This window comes from Pedobacter sp. GW822-FHT03F06 (assembly GCF_058801365.1).
Genome location: NZ_JBXANE010000013.1, coordinates 51,876 through 76,819, shown reverse-complemented (window position 1 = coordinate 76,819; position 24,944 = coordinate 51,876). Strand labels below are relative to the sequence as shown.

General features: G+C 39.0%; 22 protein-coding genes and 1 pseudogene. 13 read left to right on the top strand and 10 right to left on the bottom strand.

Annotated features, from left to right (window positions below; translation table 11 throughout):
• Positions 1-128 precede the first annotated feature (128 nt).
• The 5 genes and pseudogenes from dapA to AC1RJ8_RS20695 all read right to left on the bottom strand — a co-directional run bounded on the left by dapA (position 129) and on the right by AC1RJ8_RS20695 (position 5,808).
• Positions 129-1,016 (bottom strand): 4-hydroxy-tetrahydrodipicolinate synthase, encoded by an 888-nt coding sequence (gene dapA, locus AC1RJ8_RS20715; protein WP_492955441.1) that lies wholly within the window; start codon positions 1,014-1,016, stop codon positions 129-131.
• 65 nt (positions 1,017-1,081) lie between these two features.
• A pseudogene (locus AC1RJ8_RS20710) lies at positions 1,082-1,435 on the bottom strand (GxxExxY protein).
• A 114-nt stretch (positions 1,436-1,549) separates the two neighbouring features.
• Positions 1,550-3,565 carry an NAD-dependent DNA ligase LigA gene (gene ligA, locus AC1RJ8_RS20705; RefSeq protein WP_492955440.1) on the bottom strand — a complete coding sequence of 672 codons (2,016 nt, stop codon included), beginning with the start codon at positions 3,563-3,565 and terminating at the stop codon, positions 1,550-1,552.
• 30 nt (positions 3,566-3,595) lie between these two features.
• The gene (locus AC1RJ8_RS20700) at positions 3,596-5,098 is read right to left on the bottom strand and encodes a hypothetical protein (protein ID WP_492955439.1); all 1,503 of its coding nucleotides are present in this window, start codon (positions 5,096-5,098) and stop codon (positions 3,596-3,598) included.
• Positions 5,099-5,133: 35 nt separating this feature from the next.
• Positions 5,134-5,808, bottom strand: coding sequence for an ACP phosphodiesterase (locus AC1RJ8_RS20695; RefSeq protein ID WP_492955438.1), 675 nt, complete (start codon positions 5,806-5,808; stop codon positions 5,134-5,136).
• A 171-nt stretch (positions 5,809-5,979) separates the two neighbouring features.
• On the opposite strand from AC1RJ8_RS20695, the gene tyrS reads away from it, so the two are divergent.
• Together tyrS and AC1RJ8_RS20685 are read left to right on the top strand one after the other, a co-directional pair.
• On the top strand, positions 5,980-7,263 hold the full coding sequence (gene tyrS / locus AC1RJ8_RS20690) for a tyrosine--tRNA ligase (RefSeq protein ID WP_492955437.1): 1,284 nt from the start codon (positions 5,980-5,982) through the stop codon (positions 7,261-7,263).
• A 14-nt stretch (positions 7,264-7,277) separates the two neighbouring features.
• Entirely contained in the window at positions 7,278-7,718 is a 441-nt protein-coding gene (locus AC1RJ8_RS20685; RefSeq protein WP_492955436.1) for a hypothetical protein, read from the top strand.
• A 44-nt stretch (positions 7,719-7,762) separates the two neighbouring features.
• Here AC1RJ8_RS20685 and AC1RJ8_RS20680 read toward each other — a convergent pair whose 3' ends face one another.
• Positions 7,763-10,123, bottom strand: a complete 2,361-nt coding sequence (locus tag AC1RJ8_RS20680; protein WP_492955435.1) for a TonB-dependent receptor — start codon at positions 10,121-10,123, stop codon at positions 7,763-7,765.
• A 202-nt stretch (positions 10,124-10,325) separates the two neighbouring features.
• Between AC1RJ8_RS20680 and AC1RJ8_RS20675 the strand changes: the two genes are divergently transcribed.
• Positions 10,326-11,441: a sensor histidine kinase gene (locus AC1RJ8_RS20675; RefSeq protein ID WP_492955434.1), complete on the top strand. Its 1,116-nt coding sequence runs from the start codon at positions 10,326-10,328 to the stop codon at positions 11,439-11,441.
• A complete protein-coding gene (locus AC1RJ8_RS20670) occupies positions 11,416-12,132 on the top strand; it encodes a LytR/AlgR family response regulator transcription factor (RefSeq protein ID WP_492955433.1) in 717 nt (238 codons plus the stop codon). Before AC1RJ8_RS20675 ends, AC1RJ8_RS20670 begins: the two co-directional genes overlap by 26 nt.
• A 366-nt stretch (positions 12,133-12,498) precedes the next feature.
• Here AC1RJ8_RS20670 and AC1RJ8_RS20665 read toward each other — a convergent pair whose 3' ends face one another.
• Positions 12,499-13,701 (bottom strand): GTP-binding protein, encoded by a 1,203-nt coding sequence (locus AC1RJ8_RS20665; RefSeq protein ID WP_492955432.1) that lies wholly within the window; start codon positions 13,699-13,701, stop codon positions 12,499-12,501.
• A gap of 86 nt (positions 13,702-13,787) precedes the next feature.
• On the opposite strand from AC1RJ8_RS20665, the gene AC1RJ8_RS20660 reads away from it, so the two are divergent.
• The 8 genes from AC1RJ8_RS20660 to AC1RJ8_RS20625 are packed head-to-tail and all read left to right on the top strand — an operon-like array spanning position 13,788 to position 17,985.
• Positions 13,788-14,183 (top strand): MerC domain-containing protein, encoded by a 396-nt coding sequence (locus tag AC1RJ8_RS20660; RefSeq protein WP_492955431.1) that lies wholly within the window; start codon positions 13,788-13,790, stop codon positions 14,181-14,183.
• A gap of 27 nt (positions 14,184-14,210) precedes the next feature.
• Positions 14,211-14,369, top strand: coding sequence for a hypothetical protein (locus tag AC1RJ8_RS20655; RefSeq protein ID WP_492955430.1), 159 nt, complete (start codon positions 14,211-14,213; stop codon positions 14,367-14,369).
• Positions 14,362-14,988 (top strand): ABC transporter ATP-binding protein, encoded by a 627-nt coding sequence (locus tag AC1RJ8_RS20650; RefSeq protein WP_492955429.1) that lies wholly within the window; start codon positions 14,362-14,364, stop codon positions 14,986-14,988. The genes AC1RJ8_RS20655 and AC1RJ8_RS20650 overlap by 8 nt, the downstream gene beginning before the upstream one ends.
• Entirely contained in the window at positions 14,988-16,190 is a 1,203-nt protein-coding gene (locus tag AC1RJ8_RS20645) for an ABC transporter permease (RefSeq protein WP_492955428.1), read from the top strand. Before AC1RJ8_RS20650 ends, AC1RJ8_RS20645 begins: the two co-directional genes overlap by 1 nt.
• 16 nt (positions 16,191-16,206) lie before the next feature.
• Positions 16,207-16,647 carry a hypothetical protein gene (locus tag AC1RJ8_RS20640; protein ID WP_492955427.1) on the top strand — a complete coding sequence of 147 codons (441 nt, stop codon included), beginning with the start codon at positions 16,207-16,209 and terminating at the stop codon, positions 16,645-16,647.
• Positions 16,647-17,081, top strand: coding sequence for a hypothetical protein (locus AC1RJ8_RS20635; protein ID WP_492955426.1), 435 nt, complete (start codon positions 16,647-16,649; stop codon positions 17,079-17,081). The genes AC1RJ8_RS20640 and AC1RJ8_RS20635 overlap by 1 nt, the downstream gene beginning before the upstream one ends.
• On the top strand, positions 17,078-17,527 hold the full coding sequence (locus AC1RJ8_RS20630; protein WP_492955425.1) for a hypothetical protein: 450 nt from the start codon (positions 17,078-17,080) through the stop codon (positions 17,525-17,527). Before AC1RJ8_RS20635 ends, AC1RJ8_RS20630 begins: the two co-directional genes overlap by 4 nt.
• A 20-nt stretch (positions 17,528-17,547) precedes the next feature.
• Positions 17,548-17,985 (top strand): Fur family transcriptional regulator, encoded by a 438-nt coding sequence (locus tag AC1RJ8_RS20625; protein WP_492955424.1) that lies wholly within the window; start codon positions 17,548-17,550, stop codon positions 17,983-17,985.
• Positions 17,986-17,988: 3 nt separating this feature from the next.
• Here the strand turns inward: AC1RJ8_RS20625 and AC1RJ8_RS20620 are convergent, their stop codons facing one another.
• The 3 genes from AC1RJ8_RS20620 to AC1RJ8_RS20610 are packed head-to-tail and all read right to left on the bottom strand — an operon-like array spanning position 17,989 to position 21,787.
• Positions 17,989-18,972: a LuxE/PaaK family acyltransferase gene (locus tag AC1RJ8_RS20620; RefSeq protein ID WP_492955423.1), complete on the bottom strand. Its 984-nt coding sequence runs from the start codon at positions 18,970-18,972 to the stop codon at positions 17,989-17,991.
• Positions 18,973-18,991: 19 nt separating this feature from the next.
• Complete coding sequence (locus AC1RJ8_RS20615; RefSeq protein WP_138820517.1) at positions 18,992-19,351, bottom strand: hypothetical protein; 360 nt, start codon at positions 19,349-19,351, stop codon at positions 18,992-18,994.
• 6 nt (positions 19,352-19,357) lie between these two features.
• Entirely contained in the window at positions 19,358-21,787 is a 2,430-nt protein-coding gene (locus tag AC1RJ8_RS20610; RefSeq protein ID WP_492955422.1) for a penicillin acylase family protein, read from the bottom strand.
• Between the two features lie 196 nt (positions 21,788-21,983).
• Here AC1RJ8_RS20610 and AC1RJ8_RS20605 point away from each other — a divergent pair, with 196 nt between their 5' ends.
• Positions 21,984-24,908, top strand: a complete 2,925-nt coding sequence (locus tag AC1RJ8_RS20605; protein ID WP_492955421.1) for a TonB-dependent receptor domain-containing protein — start codon at positions 21,984-21,986, stop codon at positions 24,906-24,908.
• Positions 24,909-24,944: the final 36 nt, after the last annotated feature.

The window sequence follows — 24,944 nt, the reverse complement described above, 5'->3', positions numbered from 1 at the left end:
TTAAGGTGTTGATTGTCAGTTGGTTTATTTGCGTAATTTTTTGTTTACACACAAAAAAACAGATTGTCTTCATTTGCCTTTTAGCAAAATCAAACAATCTGTTCTAAAAAATATTAATAGGATAGCGTTTAAGCCACCTCGCTTAGTTTTTCTATCTCTGCAATAATCGATTTTTCTAGTGATTCAGAAGCTTTAACCAATGGCAACCTTACCGTATCGCCACAAACACCTAAATGTTTTAAAGCCGCTTTTATTCCTGCCGGATTGCCCTCCGCAAAAGCCAAACGCGTAAATTCTATTAAGCTTAAATGAGCAGGCAAGGCCGCTTTATAATCGCCAGCTAAACAAAGCTTCACCATATCAGAAAATTGCTTAGGTAAAGCATTCCCGATTACCGAAATAATTCCTGCGGCACCTAAAGCGATCATCGGCAAAGTAACCGGGTCATCACCAGAGATTAAAAGAAAATCTGCAGGTTTATCTCGCATAATCTGGTTAAACTGATCGAAACTTCCTGAAGCTTCTTTAGTAGCGATGATGTTTTTAAAATCATGCGCCAGTCTGCAGGTGGTTTCAGCACTCATATTGCTTCCAGTACGGCCTGGTACGTTGTATAAAATCAAATCTAAAGGAGAAATTTCAGCTAAATACTTATAATGCTGATAAATTCCTTCCTGCGTAGGTTTATTGTAATAAGGACTAACCGATAAAATTGCACTATAACCAGCAGTATCAAAAGATTTAATGTCTTCAGCAACAGCCAAAGTGTTATTGCCACCTATGCCGGCAACTAAAGGTAATCTATTGTTATTAATTTCAGCAGTATAAGCCCACACCTTCTTCTTCTCGTCCTTGGTCATTGTAGCGGTTTCGCCGGTTGTACCTAAAGAAACGAGGTAATCTATCCCTCCGTCTACCAAATGATTAATCAGGTTTTTTAAGCCGTTATAATCAACTGATCCATCTGTGTTGAAAGGTGTAACTAATGCTACACCAGTACCCTGAAATTTGTTCATTATATAATTTACTTTTTGTTTTACCACAGAGCCACAAAGGGCACCAAGGTTTTTATTTTTTTTGGTTATAAATAGCCATTTATAACTCTTTTTATTCCATCCTTTATCTTCGTCTCATTAAAATTAATGAGTAACCCTAACTTACAGTTCGAAAGTTTTAGGTACGTTATTGTTTGTGCCAAGTGAACATTTTTAAGTATGCTTACGGCTTTCACTTCAATAATCACTTTTTCTTCAACCAAAATATCTATTCTGTAATTACAATAAAGCTTTGTGTTCTTGTAATAAACAGGAAGATCTATTTGATTGGAAACCAGCAATCCAGCATTAACCAATTCGTAAATTAGGCAAGCTTAATACGCCGACTCTAATAATCCTGGGCCTAGTTCAACATGAACCTGATAGGCAGCATTAACAATTAATTTAGCAATTTAATTTTCAGTCATCCCTTAATGTATTAAAATAGTTTATTTTTAAGCAATAGGGATGCTTTTAATCAATCAACTTTGTGTTCTTAGTGTCTTTGTGGTAAACTACCCACCTATCATCTCTAAAAGTTCGGCATCGCTGATGATCGGAACGTTTAGTTTATTCGCTTTTTCCAGTTTCGATGGACCCATATTGTCGCCTGCTACCAGGTAATTTAATTTGCCCGAAATACTGCTCAGCATCTTGCCTCCATTGGCCTCAATCATATCTTTTAGCTCATCGCGGCTAAAGTTTTCAAAAACGCCCGAAATTACGAATGTTTTTCCAATAAGCCTATCACTATCAAGCGTAATTATCTTTTCTTCAATTTCAAACTGTAATCCTGCAGATTTTAATAATTCTATCTGCTGTAAATGCTCAGATTTTCCAAAATACTCAACAATACTCTCTGCAATTCGCTGACCGATCTCATCAATGGCAGTTAATTCCTCTACAGTAGCTTTACAAAGGTTGTCGATATTCTTTACGCCAGCGGCAGTTTTCTTTGCAACTGTTTCACCAACATATCGGATACCTAAGCCAAAAAGTACTTTCTCAAAAGGCATTTCCTTCGACTTTTCAATTCCTGCAAGCATGTTCTCGATCGATCGTTCTCCGAAACGGTCTAAGGTTTTTAACTGATCGGATTTTTGGTACAGGGTATATAAATCGCTAATATGATTTATCAAACCATGTTTATAAAAGGTTTCGATGGTTTCATCACCAAGTCCATCAATGTTCATGGCCTTGCGCGAAATGAAATGTTGAATTTTTCCAACAATCTGTGGCGGGCAGCCCTCATCGTTAAGGCAATAATGAACTGCTTCTCCTTCTCTTCTGATTAATTCTGTTCCACATTCGGGGCAATTGTGTAAATATTGAACCTTTGTAGCGCCAGGCAATCGCTTATCTAAATTTACCTTGATAATTTTTGGAATAATCTCACCACCTTTTTCGACATAAACAGTATCGCCTTCATGTAAATCCAAACGATCTATTTCGTTCGCATTGTGCAATGTAGCGCGTTTAACTGTGGTACCGGCCAATAAAACGGGTTTTAAATTGGCAACCGGAGTAACTGCACCTGTTCTGCCTACCTGATAAGTTACTTTTTCTAAAATAGTTTCAACCTCTGCCGCTTTGTATTTATATGAAATGGCCCAACGTGGAGATTTGGAGGTGAAACCCAATTCTTGCTGTTGGGCATAACTGTTCACCTTAATTACAATGCCATCGATGTCGTAACTTAGTTTAAAACGTTCGTTTTCCCAATGGTGGATAAATTCCAATACTGCATCGATGTTAGAAACTAGTTGGTTATGTTCGCAAACATGGAAACCCCAATCTTTTACGGCATTTAAACTTTCCCAATGGGTTTTAAATTCATTTTTATCGGTGTATAAGAAATAAATAAAACCATCTAAGGGCCGTTTGGCAACTTCTTTGCTGTCTTGCATTTTAATAGTGCCCGAAGCAAAATTTCTAGGGTTTGCATAAGGGATCTCACCAAGTTCTTCACGGGCAGCATTTAAGCGTAAAAAGGCCGCTTTGTGCATAAAAATCTCTCCACGGATTTCAAAATGTTCAGGTGCTACAGCTGATTTGATTTGATGTGGGATGGTATGAATAGTTTTTACGTTATTGGTTACATCATCACCTTTGGTGCCATCGCCTCGGGTAACTGCCCTTAAAAGTTTGCCGTTTTCGTAAGTGAGGCTAATCGATAAACCGTCAAATTTCAATTCACAAACATATTCGAAATTATCGCCAATGGCTTTACGGATACGTTCATCAAAATCGCGGAGATCTTGTTCATTATAGGTATTCCCCAACGATAACATGGGGTATTTGTGGTTTACGGTAATGAAGTTTTTGGTAATATCGCCACCAACACGCTGCGTAGGCGAATTTGGATCGGCGAAATCAGGATTTGCTTTTTCGAGCTCGGCGAGGTGCTTTAATTTTTTATCAAACTCATAATCGCCAATGGTAGGCATAGCCAGCACATAATAGTTATAATTGTGCTGGTTTAATTCGGCCACCAGGGCGTCCATTTCTTCTTTTATTGCAGTTAGCGACATAAGACAAATATAGAAAAAGGAGCAGAGTGATTAATATTTTAGTTGTAAAAGCTGTAAATCTACTTTCTTGCTAAAAATGCCCATACGCTCAACAAACGGAATAACAAAGCTATTATTTAGCCAGCTGATCGATTCTGTATTGGCATAATAAGAATTTTTGATGTCGTCCTTAGATATCAGATTGATTTTGTTTATTGCGCCCGATTCCAGATTCATTTCAGCATATACGGTAGCAACTGCAGTAAGACCATCTTTTTGATTGGCTAAGATCCGAAGGGTTTTCTCTGTCTGGTTGAACGAAACCTCTGATCCCTCTCCGGCAATACTACTTGTATAATCACGGGGCAAGAATTGGTGATAAAGCGGTTTCATTTGAACATCATAGGCATTCATCAGAAGCGATCCCTCAGATGTAATAGAACCATGACTGCTCGTAATAGAGAACCTTGGGGAAATAGTAACCAGAAGTGTATTATTGTACTCTGCAATATGTCTGATATTCATGTATTTAATGTCTGAAAAAGTCAGATCGTTGAATTTTTTGTTAACCGGTACAAAAGATTTTTGCAGTTCTTTAACGTGCGCTTTATCAAAAACTTCCTTTGTTGAGGTATAGGTGCCATTATTGAAATCGATTCTTGCAATTAATGTAGAGCGTTCCTTGTTCGCATTTTTGTAGAATATACCAATGTAATTTACCAGGGGCTTTTTACTGCTTGCAAAACTTATCGACGATATTTCATCCTGGTTAAAAGCATCCAAAGGAATGCTCACTGTTTTTAGTGGGCTGGGATTACTGCTCAAATAAATGGCCACATTACATTTTCCTTTCTGAGCATCTACTGTACTGATGATAAAGCTTCCATCATCGCCACAAGATGCCTTCCAGGTATCTCCATCTGGCATGTCGGGTTCCATTTTCTGGATCTGCTCCAGCTTATCATTAAAATCGATTACGGTGTAGCTTTGCGATTCATTAAAGTCCTTCTCTATTTTAAGAGCAGTTAAAATACCAACCACTGGTAATCCAACATGTACTTTACGTTTTGCCCCCGTTAACCTGCTAGCCATTTTAAAATAGGAACCATCATTAGAGAAAAAGAATTCCGGTGCTTCAATGAAATCTTTGCTGCCATCATAAATTATCTTCTGCGAAAGTATTTTGCCTGTTTTTTCTTCCAGCAGATAGGCGACAAATTGATTAGCAAAACTTTTAAAGTAGCTACGGTCTGTAGAGGCCACAACCATAATGTTGCTTTTAAACTTTCCAATGGCCATTGGAAAACCAGTAAGTGTTGTAAGCCATCTCTGACTGAGCTTATCATCAACGGTAACCACTGCAAAATCGGCTTTGGGCACGTCGACAATCATGGCGATGGCGTTACCGGATAAATCTACCTTTGTGCCGTACCTGCTGTCATAAGAGGCCCTGATGTTCCACATTGGTTTTTTGATAACATTAATCTGCTGCTGAGCAAAGGTGTTGAACTGCAAAAAAATGATTGATAAGGAGAGAATTAGTTTAATTTTCATCTAGTTGTTTGGTTTTCCCAAATATATCAAAATAATCAAACCAGTTTTTTCTCAATCTCCTCAAAAATATCCATGTAATCTTTTTCTAGAACGGTTTTAAAAATCCCAAGTTCAAAAGTCAGCTGCTGCAACTGTTTTTCATTTAACGTTTCAGGCCACAAACGCATACAGATCCTGTTAAGAGCATAACTGATATTTTCGAGTTTTTGGTAACTCAACAGGTATTTACTGCTGATGAACTTTTCTAGGAAGTTGAAAAATACTTCTGGATATTTCAGGTTACAGTGCTCCAGAAAATCGCTTAATGATTCTTTTTTTACCGCTTCGAGTTTATCATAAAAATGATTCACCTGAACCAGATTGTGCGTTACCAATAAATGATCCAATAAAAGTTCTAAGCCAATATGAGCGAGAAATGATGGGCGGACCGCAGTATTTTCTACAATGGGCTTAATGAGCTGTTTAAGTTCGGTGGTTTTCTCGAGGAAAAAATTAGAGGAATGAAAGAGCAGGTCGACCGCTAAATGTCTTTTCCAGCCAAAAAGCAGGTTTTCTTCATCAGGATTTCCTTTAAACAGGAATTCATTCTTCTGTGGGTATAAATTTGCCTCTTTTGCAGCATTTTTAATCAGATCTGGCAAAACCGTTCCCATTACCACATTGGCATCATTACTTGTCCGGTCGAAATAATAATGGGATAAAAAGTTCATCTTGCAAGGTAATGTTTTCTGATATGGTTGTAAAGCGCCAATGGTAAAATATTGGTAAGGATACAGGACTGCAAAGCACAATTGCGATAACTCGTTTACAAAACCAACTAATTTGCTTTAAACTAAGCTAAAATTTTATCTTTGCACGCACATTATTAAAGTGTTTGTACAATGACGAATTTTGTTGAAGAGTTAAGATGGCGTGGCATGTTGCATGATATTATGCCGAATACTGAAGAAAAGTTAAACGAGGGTATGACTTCTGGTTATATCGGTTTCGACCCTACTGCAGATTCGTTGCATGTTGGTCACCTAACGCAGATCATGACACTGATTCATTTTCAAAATGCTGGTCACAAGCCGTTTGCTTTGGTTGGTGGTGCTACTGGTATGGTAGGCGATCCATCAGGGAAATCTGATGAACGTAATCTTCAAACCCCTGAAATGATTGAGCATAACCTGAAAGGGATGAAAAAGCAATTGGCTAAATTCTTAAAATTTGAAGAAGGTGGAAATGGTGCAGTAATGGTTAACAATGCCGATTGGTTTAAGGATATGAATCTTTTTACCTTTATCAGGGATGTAGGTAAACACATTACCGTTAACTACATGATGGCAAAGGATAGTGTTAAAAGACGTTTGGAAGGCGATTCCGGTTTATCTTTTACCGAGTTCTGTTACCAACTGATTCAGGGTTACGATTTTTATCATTTATGGAAAAACGAAAACTGCCTGGTACAGATGGGGGGATCAGATCAATGGGGCAATATTGTTACCGGTACGGAACTGATCAGAAGAAAAGACGCTGGTACAGCTTATGCCATTACTACGCAGTTGATTAAAAAAGCAGACGGAACCAAATTCGGTAAAACCGAAAGTGGTGCGGTTTGGCTGGATCCGGAGAAAACTTCTCCATATAAATTTTACCAGTTTTGGTTAAAATCATCTGACGATGATGTGAAAAAATGGATCCGTATCTTCACTTTGAAAAACAAGGAAGAGATTGAAACTTTAGAAAAAGAACATGACGCTGCGCCGCATCTGCGTATTCTTCAAAAAGCTTTGGCTGAGGATATTACTATAAAAACCCACTCGGTAGAAGCTTTAGAAACCGCAATAAAAACTACTGAATTTTTATTTAATGGAACTTTGGAATTTTTGAATACGCTTTCAGATAGTCACGTTTTAGAAATGTTCGAAGGTATTCCTCAGCTTACCATTTCGAAAACTGAACTAGCTGATGGAATTGATGCAGCAACTTTACTAGCAGAAAAAGCAGCTGTTTTTCCATCCAAGGGCGAAGCTAAAAAAATGATCCAGGGTGGAGGCGTTTCCGTAAATAAAGAAAAAATAGCTGACCCTATGCAGGTTTTCAATACTGTGCATCTGATCAACGACAAATTCATTGTCGTTCAGAAAGGAAAGAAAAACTATTTCCTTTTAATCGCCGAATAATATTTTTAAGCCCAATGAAACTGAAAATAAAAGATCTATTCATTGGGCTCGAATTTAAAATTGAACAGGAAGTTGATCTTTCGCATCAGATTCTATTCGATCGAATAACCCGGGAGTTGGAAGCGCTCGATTATGAAGTAGTTAAATGGGCTCATGAAAAGATTCTGTTTAAAGAAAGGAGTAATGACCAACTTGTTTCTACATATTACTTTTGGGATAGGGTAGATAGCGGAAGTTTCGAAATCATCAAGGCCAACAAAAGGCAAAGTCTAAAATTTCTGTTTTCGGTATCTGTATCTGGGGCAATTTTGATGATTTTTGCTATGGTTGGGATGTTTTTTGCCCTTAATTATATGTTTTTTCCTCTTGCACTTATTTTTAGCGTACTCAATATTCAAAAATCAATTGATACCAAAAATAAAATGCACGAAATTTTTAACAACGTTACTCGGTAGGAAATAAATTGATTACATTTTAATCTATTCATGCTCTCCATAACCTACTCCTGATCTGGTAACCTGTCCTTTTCATCTTTTTTACGGTTAAAGCGGTAAACTAATGTTGCGGTGGTTAGCCTCCCGATTCCTTTAAAATTCGATTCTAGATAATAGGTATCTGTTGAGGTAATCTGCTTATCGATAAACGAATCGAAAATATTGTTTACCGCTAAAGTAACTGAAACTTTATCTTTAAACAGGTCTTTACTAAGGGCGATGTTAGCACGGTACTGCGCTTTATTAACCGATTGGATATCCGTGTTTTTGGCCCTGTAGTTAAAACTGTATTCTATCGAAAAACTCTTCAGAAACTTCATCCGTGAATTGATGCGTGTAAACCAGGTACGATCTTCGGATCCATATTCTTTATTCTCAAAGGTACCCTGTTGCTTAAAAGCATAATAGTTAAAGTCACACGATAACCGCAACCAGGATAGGGGATTGTAGGTGGTTGAAATTTCCAGCCCGTAACGATCTTCATAATCGAGGTTAACAGGGGTATTCACAAAACCATTAACAGATTGTTTGAGTATAAATTCAAAATAATTGGTGGCATGTTTGTAGTAAATCGATGGATTGAAAGTGAGTTTTCCCCATCCTTGCAAGATGCCCAGTTCAAATGAGTTAGTGTACATCGGGTTTAAATCGGGATTACCCACGGTTAAGTTTCTCGTATCGGATAAGCCTGAAAACGGGTTTAACTGCCAGAACTGTGGTCTGTTTATCCGTCTGCTATAGCTTAAACGCAGATCTGTACTCTTTTGCAGTTTATAGGTAATATTTGCGGTAGGAAATAGATCAATATAATCTTTTGAAGCCTGAAAAGATCCCTGTCGGTCCGAAATGCCGATATCAGATAATTCAGCCCTTAAGCCCAGCAGGTAGTTAAACTTTTTGAATTTGTTCTCGTATTGAAAATAAGCGCCATAAATGTTCTCGTTGTACTTGAGCTTATTGTTGTAGGCCGGAAGCAGCACATCATCTGCTTTGGCCCCATAGTCACTTCTGATGGATCTGATATTCGCCCTTATCCCAGCCTCAAATTTCGAACTGCCAGAAAAAGTGCCTACAAAGTCACTCTGAATAAATACCGCATCACTGCTTTCAATATCCTTTGATGTTAAACGGCTGGTATTACTTGTGGCTGGGAAAGTTTTTTGTTGGGAGATGTCCTGGTTTTCATCATCATTCCAGAAAACATATTGTAAACTCGTATTCCATTTTTGATCCTTGTTATCAAAGGTTTTTGCATAATTCAGTTCGATCTGATTGTATTTTTGCGGCTCTCTGTAATTCTCGAAACGGTTAATTGTACTATCGAGCATATTGTTTTTATTATAATAATTGTACCGGTAATTCGTGGTGTCTTTATTCACCAGCAAATCATGATAAAAACTTCCGGTCAAAGTGTTTTTGGAATTGATGTAATAATCCATTCCGAGGTATACATTATAAAGATCATCGTTTCTTCCCTGCTCGTTATTTTGTCTTAGTATGGTCGGTATCCCATTGTTTAAAACGCTTTGGTATCGTTGCTCCGATCCATAAAGGTTCCGATAACGATAACCGATGTTACTAAAGAGATTGATTTTTTCGGTTTTATAGCTCAGGTTTAAATTACCATTGTAATTTGCCGGATCGCCTACACCTACCTGTACTGAACCGTTAAAGCCACTTAAAGTATTCTTTTTTAATACAATATTGATAATGCCGCCACCACCTTGGGCCTCGTACCTCGATGATGGATTGGTAATTACTTCTACCTTTTCGATATTGCTGGCGGGTATTTGTTCTAAACCATTGTTATTGGTCAGCATAGATGGCTTTCCGTTGATGAGTACCTGCACACTTCCATTACCTCGTAAACTTATGGCGCCATTGGCATCTACATTTACTGAAGGTACATTGTTTAAAATATCATTGGCAGAACCGCCCTTAGAGATCAGGTCTTTGCCTACATTAAATACTTTTTTGTCTAAACTTAATTCTACCGTAGTTTTTTCTGCTGTTACATCGACCGATTTCAACAACTGAACATCTTCTTTCAGGATAATGTCTGCAAGTTTAAAGCCCTGGGTTATTTCTCTGTTTTCGAGCAGCTGTGTTTTGTAGGCAACAAATTCGATTTTAAGGTGAAACCTGCCAGGCTGGGTGAGGAGCGTAAATTCGCCATTGCTATCTGTAACAGTACTTTTTAAATTTTTTTGATCTGTTACCGATAAAAGTTTAATTCCTGCATTTTCGAGCGGTTTTGAGGTTTTTTCATCTATAACCCTTCCGGTAAGTTTAACTTCGGTTTGCGCAAAGCTTTTCAGTGCCGGTAATAAAAGGAGCAGGAAACACAATCGCTTAATCTGATTCATGGTTTGTTTTAAATTTCCTGCAATATGGATATTAACACAAAGTCAAAACCTGTCTGAAGCCGTATAGGTAAGCATGGCATCCAAAAAGATGTATTTTGGACTTTAACCTATTTCATCACCCATTTGGATGTATCGGTAGGCATTTTTGTTGCGTTCATCGACGGTGCAAATTCGGACAGGTAAGAATTGTATATTTGTGTTGATGCCATTAATTGAGAGGATAGCCAAGTTCAGTTCCACACACCGGTTTCTTAGCCATATTGTTTTTTGGCTGGTTACCTCTGTTGTGTTTCTTAACCGTTACGACATTGATGAATACAATGATTTTCATAAAATCCTGATTCGGCACGCCTACTACATCTTCTTCACCATTATCGCCTCCTATTTTCTAACCTACCTGATCATTCCCAGGTTAATTACGGCTAAAACTTATTATGTGGTTGCCGTTTACTTTCTTGCAGGAAGTTACATCATCTGTTTGTGTTCAAGAATAGTGGTGGTGCATGTGCTCGAACCGTTTTTAAGAACACCGCCATTTGGCCAGGAGACTATCCTTGAAATTGCAATGGATGTACCCAAGCTTATTACACATTACTTTCCGTTAACGTTTTCTGCAGCCTGGATTTTTGCCTTTATTAAATTAATCAAAGAACAATATGCTATACAGCAGCATAAACTTTCTTTAGAAAAGGAAAGGGCAGAAACAGAGTTAAAGGCTTTGAAGGCACAATTAAATCCGCACTTTCTTTTTAATACGCTGAATAATATTTACTCGCTTTCGCTGGTTAATTCTCCAATTACTTCAAAATCAATCGCAGGTTTATCCGAAATTCTCGATCATGTATTGTACAGGTGCAACGGTATGTATGTGCCTTTATCGGCAGAAATTACGCTGATTGAAAATTATATAGCACTCGAAAAACTAAGGTATGGTGGCCGTTTAGAAGTCAATTTTGCACATGAGGCAGACGATGATGCCACTATTGCTCCCTTAATTTTGCTCTCCCTGGTCGAAAATGCTTTTAAACATGGTGCCGGCGAAGATATTGGCGATCCTGTAATCAATATAGATTTAAAGCTGATCAATAACCGCTTCCGTTTTATGGTTTCAAATAGTTTTATGCCGGAAAGGCAGAAAGATGACAATAGGATCGGGATAAATAATATAACCAAACAGCTTCAGCTGCTTTATCCTAAACAATACGATCTGAGCATTACTACTCACAATAATATCTTTGTAGTTTTACTGTATATTAACCTAAAAAACAACACAGGTAAAAAAGATAAGATTTATGAAAGTAAGGTGTCTTTTAGTTGATGATGAGCCCCTGGCCATTCAGTTGATCCAAAATCACATTGACCAGCTAGATACTTTTGAGGTTGTAGGTACATGCTCAAATGCAATTAAAGCATTGGAGATACTCAGGACTGTGCCGGTTGATCTGATGTTCCTGGATATTAAAATGCCCCAGATTACAGGGATTGATTTTCTTAAAGCCTTAAAAAATCCACCGGCTGTAATTATTACAACGGCTTACCGGGAATATGCAATAGAAGGCTACGATCTTGATCTGATCGATTATCTGCTAAAACCCATTACTTTCGACCGCTTTTTCAAAGCTGTAGACCGTTATTTAAGATTAAGGAGCCCTATTGTTAAATCTGAGGCATTATCACCCGTTACCACACAGCAATTTATTTACATAAAAGCGGGAGGTAAGTTCCATAACCTGAATAAAGAAGAGGTGTTGTACATAGAGAGTTTAAAAGATTACATCGTAATTCATTGTACAGATAAAAAAATCACAGCGAAATATAAAATCGGCGATTTGGAAACTGAACTTCAAGACAAGGCTTTTTTGCGCATACACCGCTCCTTTATAGTTAACTTAAAAAAAATAACTGCTTTTACCGCTTACGATATCGAAATTGGTACAAAAGAATTGCCCATCGGTGCAAGTTATAAAGAATATGTATTTAAAAAACTGCAGCATGCCGCGCTTAAATAATGCGAACTGCTTTTAGCGTAATAGTTTATCCTGAAACGAAAAAAGCCACTAAAGTGGCTTAAATGAGATGTTAACTTATAGATGTTAATTAAATACGTAAAACTTATTAAAACACTTGTAACATTTGTATCTCTTAACTGAAATCCATGGCATAAGCGTTTTAAAGAGAAACCCCCTTGGCACCCTATAAGTTTCGAAATTTTTACACTTCGGGCAAGATAAGCGGGTTTTAACTAAAGTTAATTCTTCTGAGGGTTCCATAATAAGCGTAAGTTTGGTTGGGTAAATCAAATTTACACAAAATAAAACCTAAGAATATCATCGAAAAACTACCATTTTGTTCATTTCATCGACTATTATTTCATTTTAAGGTAAAATATGTTCAAAAGGGTTCCTAAAAGTGTTTTTTGTTTTATAATTTTTTACTTCTGTATCAGTTAACAGACAATATTCGAACGATTTTTTTAGCTCTTCGTTATTTATTTCCTGTCCAATAAAAACAAGTTCATTTTTACGGTCTCCAAAATCACTATCCCAATCTGCATCAATTTCAGTTCTGTTTTCCAGGTAGTCTACGTATTGTTCACGTTCATGCTGTTGCATACTTGCCCACCAAACCCCTGCCGGATCGATGCGTAAGGAACCGCCCGCCTGCGAAAAATTAATGGCTTGCTCTGGCATGGCAGCAAGATAGAATATGCCTTTTGATCGGATAATGTTCGGTGGAAATTCCTTATTGATGTAATGCCATAATCTTTCAGGGTGAAAAGGCTTTTTGGAGCGGAATACGGTTGAACTTATCCCATATTCTTCAGTTTCGGGCTGATGGGTTTCTTCTAGTTCCTTTTTCCATCCTGCTCCTTCAGATGCGGATTCAAAATCGAACAGTCTTGTGTTTAAAATTAAAGCCGGATCTATTTCTCCAAAAAGCGTCTGATAAATCTTGGCGTTTGGGTTCAGCCTTGTAATTAATGCTTTCAGTACTTTAAGGTCGGTATCGCTTACCAGATCTGTTTTGTTCAATAAAATTACATTGGCAAATTCGATCTGGTCGGTAAGGAGGTTTACAATTGTGCGTTTATCAGCCACATTATCAACCATGTTGCGGTCGGCAAGTTTATCTGCCGAACCAAAATCCCTGTAGAAATTATAAGCATCTACAACAGTTACCATGGTATCTAACCGGCTAAATCTACTCAGGTCAATACCTGAAGCTTCATCAATAAAAGAAAATGTTTGTGCAACAGGAATGGGTTCAGATATCCCCGTGCTTTCGATCAAAAGGTAATCAAAGCGGTTTTCTTTTGCCAGTTTTTCCACTTCGATCATCAGGTCTTCCCGCAGCGTACAGCAGATGCAGCCATTGCTCATCTCTACCAGTTTTTCATCGGTTTTAGATAAGGTGTGCTGATTTTTAACCATTGCTGCATCGATATTTATCTCGCTCATATCGTTCACAATAACGGCCACTTTTAAATCTTGCTTATTCCTCAATATAGCGTTGAGCACTGTCGTTTTACCACTGCCCAAGAAACCGCTCAATACGGTTACTGGTAATTTCTTTATCATGTTAATGCAATTATGTTGCAAATATAGTCTTGATTATTTTAAATGCAACTATATTGCTTTTATATTTGTGGACTAAATTTATTTTAATGAAACTACGGAGTTATAAAATCAACCTCGACCGGATCGGCATTACCGCCTCAACACTTTGTGCCATACATTGCGCCGCATTACCATTCCTGATCACTGTTTTGCCGATGTGGGATATGGGGTTCCTGGCCAATGAAGCGATTGAAATTACGATGATTGCAGTTTCATTGATTATCGGTATCTGGAGCTTAAGTGTCGCCTACCGGAAACAACATTACCGTATTATGCCAATCCTGGTACTTGTTTCGGGCTTTGCCTGCATTGCTTTCGGGCATTTTTCGGGAATCGAGTTGCTAGAGCCGATTTTGATCCCGATTGGTGGGTTTACCATTGCGGCTGCCCATTACATTAATTTAAGAATGCTCAAGTCTTGCCCCATAGATCATCAGCACTGAAATTTATCCTTATTAACCAATATGTCAATGAATTATAAAATCTTATTTATCCCCGCATTGTTGTTCATCACCATGTTAAACCCTGCCTGTAAACATGGTACAAATGATGGAATAGAAATGTACAGGCGTTATGCCATCAAAAATCTGGTCGTTAAAAAAGTGCAAAAGGTGTTACATCATGATTAAGATCAGTGCACTGGCACATGTTTATGAGCAGGGGAGAAGATTAAAATTTCCATACTGGGAAATTGCCGATATGGAACATTGGCTTTTATTAGGTGCGTCGGGCAGTGGAAAGAGCACACTGCTCAACATTATTTCTGGTCTTTTGGAGCCAAGTCAGGGTGAAGTTTTAATTAACGGAACCGATTTATATACTTTACCTGCAAGAGAGCGGGATAGGTTTAGGGGAAGACATATCGGTATCATTTTTCAAAGGCCACATTTTATCCGTTCACTTGATGTGCTCGATAACTTAGCGCTTGCTGCGGTAATGGCTGGGCTATCTGTAGATCATGAACGGAATCTTTCACTTTTGCACGATCTGGGTATTGCCGAGCTGGCTAAAAATTATCCTGATCAATTAAGTCAGGGGCAGTTGCAAAGGGTTTCGGTGGCGCGTGCATTGGTAAACAAACCCGATCTGTTGATTGCCGATGAGCCTACATCTAGCTTAGATGATAAAAATGCCAATCAGGTAATCAAGATGCTGACTGCCCAGGCTAAAGATAATGGAGCTGCACTGATCATTGCCACACACGATCGAAGGGTTCTGGACCACGTTACTAAAACCTATCTACTCTAATGAATATCTTTAAAATCAGTAGCAAAAACCTCGTCAGGAATAAGCTAACCACAATTTTGAATATTATTTTAGTTGCCTTTGGTGTGGGCATCCTGTCTATTCTTTTTTTGGCTTCTACACAGATTAGCAACAAACTGGAGAAAAATGCCAAGGATATCGATCTGGTTGTGGGGGCAAAAGGAAGCCCCTTACAGTTGATATTAAGTAGCGTTTACCATATCGATTACCCAACGGGAAATATTCAGGCTAAAGATGCTTACAAATTAATGCATAGCCCTATGGTTAAAAGGGCCGTTCCGTTGGCATTAGGCGATAATTATAACGGCTATCGGATTGTTGGCACTGATAGTACTTTCTCTAATCTTTATGGTTTATCTATCCTAAAGGGCAGTTTTTGGCATAAAGATTTAGAAGTAACCCTTGGTAGCACTGTTGCCTTAAAATCGGGGCTCAAGATTGGCGACTCTTTTTTTGGCGCACATGGTTTAACCGGGAATGAGGATGTTCATAAACAACATGCTTACCAGGTAAAAGGGATATTAAAACCACAGGGAAATATAACCGATAATCTGATCCTCACTAATATTGGCAGTGTATATAAAATGCACGAAGAGAAGCATACCCATGCCGTTGGGGAAGAAGCCAGAGAGATTAACGATAAACAGATTACAGCTTTGCTGATTCAGTATAACTCCCCAATGTCGGTGATTCTTTTCCCGCGGATGGTTAACCAGAGTACAAACATGCAGGCGGCCTCTCCGGCGATGGAAAGTGCAAGGTTGTTTTCGCTGATCGGTGTTGGTATCGAAACGCTACAATGGTTTGCCATATTTATTATGGGTATAGCCGCATTAAGTATTTTTATCAGCCTTTATAACGCCATGAAAGAGCGTAAATACGATCTGGCCATTATGCGCTGTTTGGGCGCATCAAAATCGAAACTGTTTTTCCTGGTCATGTTTGAAGGGGTTTTAGTTACGTTTATCGGTGCCTGTTTGGGTTTGTTGATTGGCCATGTTGCGCTTGAGGTAATCGGAGCCTACCAGGAATCTTCGCAGGCAAAACTAACAGGGCTTACTGCAATTCCACAGGAAGTATATTTAATCTGGATCGGGCTGTTTATCGGCGCTTTGGCCTCGCTTATCCCTGCTATGCAGATTTACAAGGTTGATATTGCCGAAACTTTAACCAAAAACGGATAAGCTGGTTGAGGTTAATATGATGAAGAAATTGGTTTTATTGGTTGTTTCATGTTTAGTTATCCACGTAGTAGCGGCGCAGGTTAAGGTGCATACCGACATGCGCACGCCTACCTGGAACCTAATCGGCTTAAGGTATGATGCTGAAATTGCGCCAAAGAAATGGGGAAGCGTTTTTCCACCGGCATTAAAAGCATTACACAATAAGGTTATCGAGCTGCCAGGTTACATCATTCCAACAAAGGTAGGCTCCAAATTTAGCGAATTTATGCTCTCTATTGTACCCATTGCATCCTGTCCATACTGCGGCTCGGGCGATATTCCATCAATGGTGCAGGTAAAAATGTTAACGGCTATTCCCATTACCGAAAAACCGATCAAACTGAAAGGGATATTCATTATTAATGATTCGGGTGATGATAGGAGCGAGTTTTTTCTTTTAAATGCAAAACAGTTATGATGAAAAAATATATAACAGTTTTATTGGTATTGATCTCATTTACAGCTGTTGCGCAGGTAAATGTACATACCGATATGCGCACGCCGACCTGGAACCTGATTGGCTTAAAGTACGATAAGCAGGTAAAACCATTGGTTTGGCAGGCTGTTTTTCCACCTGCATTAAAGGCAATCCATAATAAGATAATCGAGCTTCCTGGCTATATTATCCCTACTAAAGTTGGCAATAGCTTCAGCGAGTTTATGTTTTCTATTGTGCCCCTTGCTTCCTGCCCGTATTGTGGCACGGGCGATATCCCTTCGATGATAGAAGTGAAAACTTTAAAACCGATTACCTGGACCGATGAGCCCATTACCCTAAAAGGCAAGTTTATAATCAACGATTCTGATGATAGCCGATCTGCTTTTTTTCTTTTAGATGCTATAAAACGATGAGACATTTGCATTTTATTTTCTTTCTGTTTTCGGTTTGCTCAGTTACCGCACAAACGCAAAAGCACAGCCCAAAAGATCAGTTGCGTTCTTTAAACTGGGATGTAATCGGCTCGGTTAAATTTGAACTTACCGAAAAGAATGAACTTTTGCCCCTATTTACTGAATCGATCAGACGTTTTGAGAATAGGGAGTTCGATTTAACCGGTTACCTGATCCCTATAAAAAGTGGACAGAAACAACAGAAATTTCTTTTGGCTACCTTGCCCATTAACCAATGTTATTTTTGTGGGCAGAATGGTATTCCGGTAATGATTATGATAGAGATGGAAAATGCCGTACTGTATAGTGAAAAACCTATCCGGGTTAGAGGGATTTTGAAATTGGAGCAAAAGGATGCGAGCTATGCGCCGCCAATAAGCATCAAGAATGCCAAACTGATTAATTAATTGCTTATTTTTGTATTGCTATGGAAAACAAAACAGCGCGTTTCGAAAAACTTTTAGTTAAAAACGGACTAAAAAGAACTGCCCCACGTTTGCAGGTGCTGGAGATTTTGAGCGGAAGAGATTCTGCAACATCTCAGCCTTATTTGGAGCAGGTGATGGGCAAGGATGCAGACCGAGTTACTTTATACCGTGTTTTGCAGGCTTTTGAAGAAAAAGGGATTATCCATAAGGTTTTAGATCAACAGGGCACAGCCAATTATGCCATCTGCTCTGATGGCTGCAGTGCACACGAGCACCATGATGAACATGTGCATTTTAACTGCAATAACTGCCATAAAATTTACTGTTTGGATACCGTTAAAATTCCGGCATTAAAAGTTCCGGCAGGATTTAAGGTAGCGCACCTTAACCTGATTGCTACCGGTTTATGCGCAAGCTGTTCGGATAAGGTAAATTAGCGTTTATTGCACCAAAAGATTACATCCCCTGATATCGGCATTATCAAACCGGCCCAATACTTCAAAACTTTGATCAGGATTTATTCTGCCAAGGTCCTGCGTGGCAATAAATGAGCAGGAATTGAGATTGGCCAGGTCGATTACATTAATGCCCCCGGTTCTGCCATTTTCGATTAAACTTAAAGGATCATTGGTGTCGCGGATTAAAACCTGCATCCAGCTGGGGCAGTTGAAAATACCTTCACCCAAAGAATAAGCCTGAGAAAGTAGTTCGGTCATTCCATATTCGCTATGGATCGCATTTACCCCGAACCCTTTGGTCAATTGTTCATGAAGTTCTTCCCGCACCATTTCTTTACGTTTCCCTTTCATTCCTCCCGTTTCCATTACAATCAGTTCGGGGAAATCGATTTCAAATTGTTCTATAAAATCGAGCAGGGCATAAGTAACACCAATTAAAACGGTTTTCTGTTTTTTTGATTTAAGATCTAGAAGGGTTTTCAGCAATTCATCATGGTTGTATAAAAAATAACCACTTTGTGGATGCCTGCTTTTTTCGATCAGATCGTTAACCATGTAGATTAGCGATGATCCAGCTCGCTGTTGGTAGGACGGGAGTAGGGCCAAAAAGCAATATTCGGTAATGTATCCGTAAAATTGTGCAAAAGCCTGCAAATAGCTCTGCTCATATAATTTAACGTTAGTTACATGATGGCTGCTCTGTACCATGCCCGTAGTGCCAGAACTGCTGAAAGTAATTTCTACAGGGCCTGTACTGCTAAGAATAGAATGGCTTTTAAAAAAGCTGATGGGTAAAAATGGGATCTGTGCAATTTCGCTCACCTCATCCGCATCAACACCTAAATGAAAGATATATTCGCGGTAAACATTGCAGTTTTGAGCCTGTAATTTAAAAATGCTTAAGGCAAGGGCGTTAAACGCATCGGTACTTTTTACAGAAAATATATCGTTAGCTGTTAAATTCACAGGGCAAAAGTACGAAGCATTATGCTATTTTCTCGTCAGTTTTTTTCGCCAGCATTGCCATGCGGAACTGATAGCCACAGTAACCGCTAATTCCTGCCACCAAACCGCTTAAAATACCAGTAACCAATAGCAATGCCCACCACAGTTTTATACCTGTCATGATCGCTACACGGCCAGCGAGTACATTATCGTTAGGCAAGCTTTTAAATAAAGCATAGCCGATCCAAAGTAAGAAAATAGCAAGGAAAGATTGCCAGAAGGCTATTTTTCCTGTTTTGCCGATAATGCCACAGGTGGCAAAAGAAATCACAATAATGATCCACCAGGGGGCAATCATTTGTAGAAGGAAACAGATTATTAATATAACAATGAAAACCATTTTAGCCTATTTAGAAATTTTTAAACGAGAAATAACCGTGCCCGATTTATCATCAGGACTTTGCATATAAAATAGATCGTACAATTTGCCATTTGCCCAGGTATCGATCATATTATCATAAAATTTGCTTCCAGGATTGCCTGATTGACCGCCTGGATAAACCCCGTGTCCTTTTGGCGTTTTACCCAGTTCAATCACCATCCGCCATGAAGGTCCGTTGGCTTCGCTCAAAGCATTAATCGCTGTTTTCGCGCCACCAATCTTTAAAACCTTCGAACCAAATCCTGGTATTTTAGCCAGGTGTGGTACATTGGTCTGTTTTACATTTGCCCAGTCCCAATCTTTGTTTATCGGCCCAAAGCGTCTTTCCAAACTATCGCAGCTATATTTAAAAGCTTCGTTTACCAGGTCAGATAATGTTTCTTTTTTGCTGGTATTGATATTATCGTACCAGGTTGCATTGGGTTCTTTCAGGATCATTTCCACCGTGCGGTCTCTCGAAGGGTAACGCATCGGGATTCCTTTAACCTCGAATTCGTCCGCCCAGATATCATGAGACAGGCGTTTGGCCCATATTTCGAATACGCTGGCTGCAATTTCATGGGCATCATAACGTTTGTTCCATTTGTTCAGGTAAGCCAATGCTTCTTTTTGTGTTGCGTTTAATTGCTCATTATTCAATAATGGCAATAAAGCAGGAACCAGGTTCTGCGCCATAATGCTGTAGTTATCGGTCTGCATCAAACGGATACTATCTAAGGTAGCTTTGTTCATGGCCGATAAGCGGTCGTTAATCCTTTTGCCCCGCTCATAAGGTGCAAATTCCCAGTTAATGTAATATGGATAAGTAGTATCGGTAGAAGACTGGTTAGCAGAACTTACAAAACCGCGTGGCGGATTCTTAACTGTTGGATTCTGTGCATTCGGGATCCAGCCATGCCAATCGTAAGCCGGGTCGGTACCGTCCAGTATAAATTTACCCTGATCTTTCCATTTTAAAGGGAACTTACCATTTGGTGTAATGGCAATATCATTATCTACACTGGCAAAAACGAAGTTCTGTGCAGGTGCGGTATAAAAAGTTAAAGCTTTGCGGTAGTCGTTATAATTTTTACCGCGGTTCAAATAATAGAAAGTCATGAGCTCGTTCGACTCATCATGTGCAATCCATCTTAAAGCATCACCAACAGGTACATTATCAGCTCTGCCGTATTTTGGTTTTTGGAAATATACCACTGGCCCGTGATGGGTATAGTAAACCGTATCTATTTCATCTTTTCCACCACGGATTTTAATCGTTTCTAATCTTTTGGTTGTGGCTTTCCATTTATTGTTATACCAATATTCATTATGGCTCGAATCCTTAAACTTGATCTGGTAAAAATCGAGCACATCAGCGGCAACATTGGTTACGCCCCATGCTATTTTCTGGTTAAAGCCGATAATTACCCCAGGCGCACCGGGTAAAGAAACACCGTATGTATTTACACCCGGTGCATGTAGCTGAATCTGGTACCAAATTGAAGGAAGTGTTAAATCCAAATGTGGATCGTTTGCTAAGATTGGATATCCTGATGCCGTTTTAGCGCCAGATAAAGCCCAGTTATTACTACCGATACCTTCAACCTTTTCGGTTGTTTTAACCTCACCGGTTTGAGCCTGAGTGAAGCTTTCTGGTGTTTTAGGGCTTGGTAAGGGAGAAAAATCCCATTTTGTGCCAACAGGGATGATCGGGTCTTCGCGGAAAGGGTAATCCGGAAAAAGATTTTTGGTTATTTCAGGCCCGAATTTTTTTAAGATGTTGGTCATGTAAAATTCGTCGGAACCCATGGCCAGCACTGCCGACATCTGTTTTAGGAGCAAAGCACATTTTACCGGCGTCCAGTTTTCGGGCTTAAAATCGAGTATTTTGTATTCTAAAGGATAATTGGCTTTAGAAAGCGTTTTGATGTAGGCATTAATTCCTTCGGTATAGGCTAAGATCATTTCTTTTGCTTTAGGATCGGCCATCATGCCTTTTAACGAGTTTTCTGCACCATAAACCATACCCATCCGGCGCTGATAACGGTCTACCTCTATGGCTTTATCACCCACCACCTCACTAATTCGTCCGGCTGCAAAACGGGTTTGAAAATCCATTTGCCAAAGGCGGTGCATGGCCGTTACATAGCCTTGTGCCAGGTACAGATCGTGATCATTTTGCGCAAAAATGTGTGGAATCATGCGGTCGTCAAAAACGATTTCGATTTGATCTATTGCCCCTTTAATCTTCGCTTTATGGTTGAACATAAAATGATTGTTTTCTGCATTTTGCCAGAAACCCATAAAAGGATTTAGGAATTTTAACAAGGGAGGCGTACTGCCTAATTTGGTGTTAAATAAAAAAGCTAATGCTATCGGAATGATGATGCAGAACAGGGCTTTAATTTTATTCATAATGGCTAGCTAACAAGTCTTTTGCTAAGATAGGGCAAAATGACGGTTTATGTTTAATGCAAAATACAACAAACTGTATATCAATCAAAATTATAATTTGAATTGAAATTATTATGCTTACATAATTTGTTTAATTCAAAAAAAGAATTTAAGTTTATATAACTAATAATACAAACAACCAAATTAACAATCGTTTATGAGCAGAATTTTTACACAGATCTTTTATGTGTTATTATTTGTGTACGCAGGCAATATGGCGGCACAGGCACAGAGTATTACGGTGAGCGGAACCGTAAAAGATAAGCAATCGAAAGAAGGACTAGCAGGAGTTAGTTTAACCATCAAAGGACAGTCTGGCGGTACGGCCTCCACAAGCAACGGTAGTTTTACATTTACAACAACAGCTAAAGTTCCCTTTACGCTGGTGGCGTCTTATGTAGGTTATGGTACAGTAGAACAGCAGGTTACCGGAAGTACTTCGGGTATTAACCTGGAACTGGAAACTGCGGTTGTATTGGGAGGTGATGTGGTTGTTTCAGCATCACGTACACCTGAGCGTATATTAGAATCGCCGGTTTCTATCGAGCGGATGAGTGCAGCGTCCATCAGGGAAATCGCGGCGCCGTCATTTTACGATGCCCTGAACAATATGAAAGGCGTAGAAAGCAGCATGCAGAGTTTAACTTTCAAGTCGATTAATACACGTGGTTTCAATTCAAATGGTAATACCCGTTTTAATCAATATATAGATGGAATGGATAACCAGGCACCAGGACTGAATTTCTCTGTAGGTAATATTGTGGGTATTACGGAACTCGATGTAGATAATGTAGAGCTTTTACCGGGTGCTTCATCTGCCCTTTACGGTGCGGGTGGTATCAACGGTACCTTATTAATGACCTCAAAGGATCCTTTTAAATATCCAGGTGCAAGCTTTCAATATAAAACAGGGGTAAACCATGTTAATGATGATAACAGCAGCGTGCAGCCTTTCAATCAGCTGGATGTGCGCATGGCAAAATCATGGAACAATAAATTTGGGGTAAAAGCTGCATTTTCATTCCTTCAGGCCAAAGATTGGATTGGGAATAATTACTCGAACTTCGACAGGGTTTCCAGAAGTGTGAAAGGCGGTGATAGAAACAGCGATACGAATTACGACGGAATAAACAGCTATGGTGACGAGGTGAGCCAGAATATGCGTAATGTAGCGTTAAGTGTTCAAAATGCAACTATCGCCGGAATCAATACGGGCTCTGGTGGTTTGATACCAAATATTAAAGCATTAATGGACGGGACTTTTGGTGCCGCTATTCCAAATCCAGCACAACAGGCAGGGTTTTTAGCCGGCTTACCATCAGCGCTGCGTGCTCCGGTACAAAATTATTTTCCTTTTTACGTGGGCTTGAAAGCTGGTTTAATTCCTGATCAGAATATTTCCAGAACAGGTTATAACGAAGAAAACCTGGTTGATTATAATACCAAATCGTTAAAAGCATCGGGTGCATTGTATTACAACATTAGCAGTACCGTGCAAGCCGTAGCGTTGGCTAATTGGGGTACTGGAACTTCAGTTTATACTGGTTCCGACCGTTATTCTCTGCGTAACTTTAATATTGGACAATATAAATTAGAAGTAAAAGGTGAAGACTTTTTTGTAAAAGCCTATACTACTCAAGAGCGTTCGGGCGATTCTTATATTTCTTCTATTTTGGGTAGTTATATTAACGAAATATCTAAACCATCAACAAGCTGGTTTCCGCAGTATATCGGCAATTATGTTGGTGCAAGAGCAGCGGGGCAAAATGATGCCGCCGCACACGCGTTTGCAAGAGGAGTTGCCAATCAAGGCCGTTTCGAACCAGGTAGCCCGCAGTTTGAAGTTGCAAAAGATAAAGTGATGAATACCACAATCAGTGCAACAAGTATTAATTCTGTGGATCCTTCAAAAAGTGTTTACGGGGCGAAATTCGATGATAAGTCAAATCTATATCACTACGAAGGGATGTACAATTTTACCAATCTTTTTGATAAAGTGGTAGAGTTTCAGGTGGGTGCATCTTATCGTTTGTATGACTTAAATTCAGCCGGAACAATTTTTAATGATCTAAATGAATCTATCGATATTAAAGAATACGGTGCATTCGCACAGATCGGTAAAAAACTTTTTAACGATAAAGTTAAATTTACTTTTGCAGGCCGTTATGATAAAAGCCAGAATTTTGAAGGCCGGTTTACACCAAGGATAACTGGGGTGTTCACTGTTGCCAAAAATAACAACATCAGGGTTTCTTATCAAACAGGTTACCGTAATCCAACAACACAAAATCAGTACATCGACCTTTCAGTAGGTGGGGGATCACAAAGATTGATTGGTGGTTTGCCAGAAATTATGTTTTCTAAATACCACCTTGATACCAACAAGCCCTATACAGACGTGAGTTACCGCGCGTTCTTAGCCTCGGCTGCTGCAACAGGTACCCCTAATCCGGCATTATTGCAACAATATACTTTTGATTCAAAAGGTGTCCGTCCAGAGAGTGTTCAATCTTATGAGTTAGGTTATAAAGGATTGCTTCTTCCAAATTTATTGGTTGATGCTTATGGTTATTACAACATTTACAAAGATTTTATCACTGCAGTAGATGTTTACCAGAATGTTAATGGAAGTTTTGTTAAATTCGGTGTTCCGGTTAATGCAGAAGGTAAGGTAACTTCTTATGGTGCAGCGTTAGGTTTAGATTATTTAGTGGGTAAATATAGCATCAGTGGTAACGTTTCCTATAACGAAATAGGCGATTTACCAGTTAATTACATTAACGATTTCAACACCCCAAAAATCCGTTACAACCTGGGTTTTGGCAATAAAGAAATTATTAAAAACTTTGGTTTTAATTTGGCATATCGTTGGCAAGACCAATTCTACTGGAATTCTTCTTTTGCTTCAGGTCAGGTACCTGCATACAGCTCTTTAGACGCGCAGGTGAGTTTGAGGATCCCTTCAGTACAATCAATTGTTAAACTGGGCGGTTCGAACGTTTTGAATAAATATTATTTTACTTCTTACGGTAACCCGCAGGCAGGCGCTATCTATTACGTTGCCATTAGTTTTAATCCATAATCAGTTAATTGAGTTTTAAGGGCCTTCTATGCTAAA